Source organism: Candidatus Methylomirabilota bacterium (genome assembly GCA_036005065.1).
Classification (GTDB): Bacteria; Methylomirabilota; Methylomirabilia; order Rokubacteriales; family DASRDR01; genus DASYQW01.
Genome location: DASYQW010000206.1, coordinates 1 through 6551, shown reverse-complemented (window position 1 = coordinate 6551; position 6551 = coordinate 1). Strand labels below are relative to the sequence as shown.

General features: G+C 70.3%; 8 protein-coding genes. All 8 read left to right on the top strand.

The genetic code is table 11. From position 1 onward, the window contains the following. On the top strand, positions 1 to 579 hold a 579-nt coding region (locus tag VGW35_15220; protein ID HEV8309011.1), incomplete at its 5' end, for a DUF1385 domain-containing protein. 101 nt (positions 580 to 680) lie between these two features. Continuing rightward, a complete protein-coding gene (locus VGW35_15215) occupies positions 681 to 1451 on the top strand; it encodes a DivIVA domain-containing protein (protein HEV8309010.1) in 771 nt (256 codons plus the stop codon). A gap of 52 nt (positions 1452 to 1503) precedes the next feature. After that, a complete protein-coding gene (prfA, locus tag VGW35_15210; protein ID HEV8309009.1) occupies positions 1504 to 2583 on the top strand; it encodes a peptide chain release factor 1 in 1080 nt (359 codons plus the stop codon). A gap of 4 nt (positions 2584 to 2587) precedes the next feature. After that, a complete protein-coding gene (gene prmC, locus VGW35_15205) occupies positions 2588 to 3418 on the top strand; it encodes a peptide chain release factor N(5)-glutamine methyltransferase (protein HEV8309008.1) in 831 nt (276 codons plus the stop codon). Between the two features lie 28 nt (positions 3419 to 3446). Then, positions 3447 to 4043, top strand: a complete 597-nt coding sequence (locus tag VGW35_15200) for an L-threonylcarbamoyladenylate synthase (GenBank protein ID HEV8309007.1) — start codon at positions 3447 to 3449, stop codon at positions 4041 to 4043. A gap of 60 nt (positions 4044 to 4103) precedes the next feature. Continuing rightward, positions 4104 to 4694 carry a hypothetical protein gene (locus VGW35_15195; protein HEV8309006.1) on the top strand — a complete coding sequence of 197 codons (591 nt, stop codon included), beginning with the start codon at positions 4104 to 4106 and terminating at the stop codon, positions 4692 to 4694. Positions 4695 to 4698: 4 nt separating this feature from the next. Continuing rightward, entirely contained in the window at positions 4699 to 5145 is a 447-nt protein-coding gene (gene rpiB / locus VGW35_15190; protein HEV8309005.1) for a ribose 5-phosphate isomerase B, read from the top strand. Then, positions 5142 to 6413, top strand: a complete 1272-nt coding sequence (gene glyA, locus VGW35_15185; GenBank protein ID HEV8309004.1) for a serine hydroxymethyltransferase — start codon at positions 5142 to 5144, stop codon at positions 6411 to 6413. Before rpiB ends, glyA begins: the two co-directional genes overlap by 4 nt. Positions 6414 to 6551: the final 138 nt, after the last annotated feature.

Genomic DNA, 6551 nt, shown 5'->3' with positions numbered 1-6551 from the left:
TTCGTCGGCATCTTCGTCGTGGGCCCCGCCATCGCTTTCCGGTGGGTGGGCCATCGCGTCGGCTCAAGCTTCCTGGTCAATGTGCTGGAGGGACTGTTCCGGGTGGCGCTGTTCCTGGGATACCTCGTACTGATCGGGCGGGCGAAGGAGATCCGTCGGGTCTTCGAATACCACGGGGCGGAGCACAAGACCATCGCCACGCACGAGCACGACGAGACACTCGTCCCCGAGAACGTGGACCGGTACTCCACGCTTCACCCGCGCTGCGGCACCAACTTCCTGCTGATCGTCATGGTGGTCGCGATCCTGGTGTTCGCGGCCTTCGGCAACCCCGGCCTCTGGTGGCGGATCGGGTCCCGCATCCTTGCCATCCCCGTCATCGCCGGGCTCGCGTTCGAGGTGCTGCGCCTGGGCGCGCGGCACGATCGTTCACCGGTCATGCGGGCCGTGATGGCTCCCGGGCTGTGGCTCCAGAAGATCACGACGAAGCCTCCGGACCGGGAGGAGATCGAGGTGGCCATCGCCTCGTTCAACGAGGTGTTGCGCCGTGAAGCGCAACTCCCGGCCACGGAAGCCTGAGGGGCCTTCGCCCAGACATCGGGCCAGGTCGTTGAATCGGCGGCCCATGGCCCTAGAGTCTTTCCCGCGGTCCCCCGAATCGAAGCGATCAGGAGGCTGTCATGTCCCCGGCCGAGCTCGATCTCCCCGTCCTGCTGACGCCGGACCATATCCGCCGCCGCGAATTCGTGACCACTCGACGCGGCTACGACCCCGACCAGGTTCGCGACTATCTGGAGCAGCTTGCCATCCAGGTGGCGGATATGGCGGCGATGGTCCAGGAGGCCCGGCTGGAGGCCGACTCGGCCGTGCAGGCCCAGGCGTCCAGGGCCGATCCCTACGAGACGTTGGCCCGCCGGGTGAGCGAGCTGCTTCGCTCGGCCGATCAGGAAGCAGCCCGGATCCGACGGGAAGCCGGCGAGGAGTCGGACCGGGTCCTACGCGAGGCTCGCGCGGAAGCCGACCGGGTGCGGCTCGATGCGCAGACCCGGGCGGAGGAAGCCCGAGCCGAGGCAGAGCGGCACCTTCGAAGAGCCCGGGAGCGGGCCGACCGGACGATCGCCGGCCTGTCGACCCGGCGCGACGAGCTCGTCCAGCAGCTGTCGCAGATGCAGGAACGGGTGATCGGCGTGGCAAAGGAGCTCGAAGACGCCATCGAGCGCCGTGACTCAGGCGACGACGTCCGGGAGATCCCGGATGCAGAGCCGGGCCGGCCCGCGCCCATCGCCGACACGTGGGCCGGCTGGGCCGAGCCGACGGTGAAGGGGCCAGGTCCCCAGGGCCCGCCTCCGGAGCGGCAGGCCGAGGAGCTCTTCACGTCCTCCGAGACGGTTGACCTCACGTTCCCCGAGATCCCCCCCCTCGATCTCGCCTGGGACGACGAGGACGACTGAACGAGGGGGCGGGCGCCCGCCCGCCCCCTCCCGTTTCGGATAATCGAGGTCCATGGATCTCGAATCACGCCTGTCGGACGTCGAGCAGCGCTACGACCAGCTCTCTGCGGAGATGGCCTCGCCCGACGTGGCCGCCGATCGCCACCGCCTGCGCCGGCTGGGGAAGGACCTCGCCGAGCTCGGGGAGATCGTCGGCCCATACCGCGAATACAAGGACGCAAAGCGCCAGGCCGAAGAGGCCGCGGTCATGGCCGCTTCGGAGCAGGATTCGGAGATGGCCGCGTACCTTCGGCAAGAGGCCGAGGCCGCCGGGGACCGGGCGGCGTCCCTCCAGGCACGGCTGGAACAGCTGCTCGTCCCCAAGGACCCCAACGACGAACGGGACGTGATCGTCGAGATCAGAGCCGGCGCCGGCGGGGAGGAGGCGGCCCTATGGGCCGGTGAGCTGTTCGAGATGTACCGCCACTTCGCCGAGCGGCACGGATGGAAGACCGAGGTTCTGTCGGCCTCGCCCTCGGACCTCGGCGGGTTCAAAGAGGTCGTCCTCGAGGTCAAGGGGAAGGGCGCCTACTCACGGCTGAAGCACGAATCCGGCGTGCACCGGGTCCAGCGCGTCCCGGTGACCGAGTCCGGCGGCCGCAAACACACCTCCACGGCCACGGTGGCGGTCCTGCCCGAGGCGGAGGAGGTCGACCTCCAGATCCGGCCCGAGGACCTGAAGATCGACGTGTTCCGTTCCTCCGGCCCCGGCGGGCAGTCCGTGAACACCACGGACTCCGCAGTTCGGATCACCCACCTCCCGACCGGGATCGTGGTGGCGACTCAGGAAGAGCGGTCCCAGTTGCAGAACCGGGAGAAGGCCATGCGGTACCTGCGGGCCCGGCTCCTCCGCCGGGCCCAGGAGGAGGCCCAACAGAAGGAGGCCGCGGTGCGGCGGGCCCAGGTGGGGACGGGGGAACGGGCCGAGAAGATCCGCACCTACAACTTCGCCGAGAACCGGGTGACCGACCATCGGATCAAGCTCACCGCCCACAGGCTCCACGAGGTCCTGGATGGGGACCTCGACGAATTCGTCGACGCGCTGCTCGCGGCAGAACGGGCGGAGCAGCTCGGCGGCGACGGGCGGCGCTGATCCGATGCGACCGTCCGAGGTCCTGACCCGGGCCACGGCGTACCTGGAGCGGCACGGCGTCGACGGCGCCCGGGAGTCCGCCGAGGCGATCATGATGACGGTCCTCTCGACAGACCGGGCCGGTCTGTACGCGCGGAGCGAGGGCTTGTCAATGAGCGAGGCCCGAACGTTCGGCCGGGCGCTCTGCCAGCGGTGTGCCGGGACCCCGCTGCAACACCTTACCGGCGAGCAGGCGTTCCGGCGGATCACGGTGACGGTGCGCCCCGGCGTGTTCATCCCCCGGCCCGAGACGGAGGTGCTGGTCGACGTGGCCCTGGAGGGCCTCGGTGAACGACAGGAGCCGGTGGTCGTGGACGTGGGGACGGGATCGGGAGCCGTGGCCCTGGCCATCGCGGATGAGAGACCGGGATCCCGCGTCTTCGCCACCGACCTGTCGCCCGAGGCCGTCGAGCTCGCGCGGGAGAACGGGGAGCGCCTCGGGGCGAGCATCGCGGTGCTCCTCGGCGATCTGCTCGAGCCGCTGCCGCTCGAGCTCCGCGGAGCGGTGGATCTCGTGGTGAGCAATCCGCCGTACGTGACCGCCGACGAATACCACGACCTGCCGGCCGAGGTCAGAGCGGATCCTCGCCTCGCGCTCGTCGGCGGGACCCGTCTCCACGAGCGGCTGGCCGCCGAGGCAATCGGATGGCTGCGCCGGGGCGGGGCGCTGGCCGTCGAGATCGGCGCGGCGCAGGGTCCCGACGTGGCGAAGGTGGTGGAGCGCTTCTTCGAGGACGTGCGGATCGTGCCCGACCTGGCCGGACGCGACCGGATCGTCGTGGGACGGCGGCCGTGAGCGCTGACGGCATCGTGGGAGATGTGCGGTGAGCGACCCCGTCGGTGACGCCGCCGCCGCCGCGCTGAGCGGGCGGCTCATCGTCATCCCGACGGATACGGTCTACGGGATCGGGACCAGAGCCGACGATCCGGCGGCAACCGGCTCGCTGTTCGATGCCAAGGGTCGCCCGCGTGACCTGGCGATCGCGGTGCTCGTGCCCTCATCGGCCGCGGCTCGCGAGCTCGCGGCATTCGACGAGCGGGCCGCCGCGCTCGCCGCGAGGTTCTGGCCCGGTCCGTTGACCTTGGTCCTTGCTCGGACCGAGGCCAGTCGTCGCTGGAACCTGGGCAGCGAGGCGCGAACCATCGGGCTGCGGATCCCGCATCACCCGCTGGCGCTCGCGGTGCTGGCGATCACCGGTCCGCTCGCGGTCACGAGCGCCAACCAGACCGGCGACGCGACCCCTCGAGACTGCGACGGCCTCGCGCGCGCCTTCGGGGCGCGCGTGGCCGTGTACCTGTGCCAGGACGAGCCGCTCGAGGGGAACGCCTCGACCGTGGTGGACGCCACCGATGGGCGGCTCCGCGTCCTTCGGACCGGGTCGCTCGATGAGACCGACCTCCTCGAGGCGCTCGAGTCGTGAGACGCGTGGCATCGGCCTGCCTGCGGGCCGAGGGCCGATGCTAGACTCCGGCTCGATCCCATGGCTCAGGTCCTGCTCGTATGCACCGGGAACATCTGTCGCTCCCCGATGGCGGAGGGCCTGCTGCGCTCGGCCCTCGAACGGCGCCTCGGTGACGGCGCGCCGCCTGTGGGCTCCGCGGGCACCATCGCCCGCGACGGCGCACCCGCGATGCCCGAGGCCGTGGAGGCGGTCGCGGAGCTCGGGGCGGATGTCTCGGGTCACTTGGCCCGCCGTCTCCGCCCGGAGGACATCCGAGACGCCGTCCTGATCGTCGTGATGGCAGCGGAGCATCGCGAGGACGTCCAGGCGCTCGTCCCGGAGGCGGAGGCCAGGACGTTCACGTTGAAGGAACTGGTTCGCCTCATGGAGACCGCCGGCGCGCGCCCGGTGGACACCACTCCTTCCGATGGGGGCCTTCGGACGGCGGCGGCCGATGCCCACCGCCGTCGCGCTGGATCGCCGAGCATCCCGGACGAGGACGTCATGGATCCTCTGGGGCTCTCCCTCCAGGGCTACCGGGCCGTGGCCTTCGAGCTGGAGGACTTGTGCGAGCGGCTGGCGAGCGCCTTGTACGACGCGCGCTCCGTCGCCTCGAGGCGGGCCGACTGAGCCGATGCGGATCGCCATCGGCTCGGACCACGCCGGCTTCCCCCTCAAGGAAGAGCTGAAGCAGGTCCTGAAGGAGCAGGGGCACGAGGTGGCCGACCTCGGGACGGACTCCGAGGAGCCGGTGGACTACCCCCTGTTCTGCGTGAAAGTGGCTCGTGCGGTCGCGGAGGGACGTTCCGAGCGTGGGATCGTGCTCGGGGGTTCGGGGCAGGGAGAGCAGATGGCGGCGAACAAGGTGCAGGGCGTCCGGGCGGCGCTGTGCAACGACCTGTACACGGCCCGGCTGTCTCGCCAGCACAACGACGCGAACGTCCTGTCGATGGGCGCCCGGATCGTGGCCCCCACGCTGGCCCGGGAGATCATGGAGCTGTGGCTGGCCACTCCGTTCGAGGGCGGACGCCACGTGCGCCGGCTGGAGGAGATCTCGATGATCGAGCGAGGCGAGCTGTGACCCGCGATGGCTTCGTGGCCCAGTGGGAAGCGCTGCAGCGCACGGACCCCGAGATCGCTGCGGCCATCGCGGGCGAGTTGAACCGGGAACGCACCACGCTCAGGCTGATCGCCTCGGAGAATTACGCGAGCCCGGCCGTGCTGGCCGCCATGGCATCCACGATGAACAACAAGTACGCGGAGGGATATCCGGGGCGCCGGTACTACGGCGGGTGCGAGTTCGTCGACATCTCCGAGACGCTGGCCATCGATCGGACGAAGAAGGTGTTCGGTGCGGAGCATGCGAACGTCCAACCCCACGCGGGGGCTCAAGCGAATGTGGCCGTGTTCGGCGCGTTCCTCCGTCCACAGTCCGACGACAAGGTCCTGGCCCTGAAGCTCTCGCACGGCGGGCACCTGACCCATGGGTCGCCCGTGAACGTGTCGGGGATGTGGTTCACGTTCGTTCCCTACGAGGTGGATCCACAGACCGAGGTCCTGGACCTCGATCGAATCAGGGATCTCGCGTTGGAGCATCGGCCGAAGATCATCCTGGCCGGTTTCACGGCGTATCCGCGGGTGATCGACTTCGCCGGGTTCCGCCGGATCGCCGACGAGGTCGGAGCCCTGTTCTGGGTCGACGCGTCGCACTTCATCGGGCTCGTGGCCGGGGGTGCCTACCCCAACCCCGTGCCGCATGCCGACGTGGTGACCTTCACCACGCACAAGACGCTCCGCGGGCCCCGGGGGGCGATCATCGTGTGCCGCGAGGAGCACGCCAAGGCCATCGATCGGGCGGTGTTCCCCATGATGCAGGGGGGCCCGCTCGAGAACCTCATCGCCGCCAAGGCGGTGGCCCTTCGAGAGGCCACCACGCCGGAGTTCGCCGACTACGCGGCGCGGACCGTCCGCTCGGCCCGAGCGCTGGCCGAGGGTATGGCCGACGAGGGGATCCGGATCGTCTCGGGGGGGACCGATTCCCATCTCATCCTGGCCGACCTCCGGCCGCTGTCGATCGGCGGCGCGGAAGCGGAAGCCGCGAGCGAGGGCATCGGCATCGCCCTGAACAAGAACGCCATCCCATTCGATCCGTCCCCGCCAGCGAGACCCTCGGGCATACGGGTCGGAACGCCGGGCCCGGCCACGCTGGGGATGGACGAGCCGGAGATGAAGGAGGTCGCCGGCATCCTCGGCGAGGTGCTTCGCCGCCCGGACGACGAGCGCGTCGGCTCGGCCTGCCGGGCCCGCGTGAGCGACCTGGTGGCGCGGTTCCCGGTCTACGCCGGCTGAGGCGGCGATGGGCCCCCGCTCGCGGGGGTACCATCACCGCGACGTGGTCCCTTACCTCGTGGTCTTCGCGGCCAGCTTCGTCGCGACGTTCGTGACCACCCCCGCGATCCGAAGGCTGTCCCTGCGACTGGGTTGGAT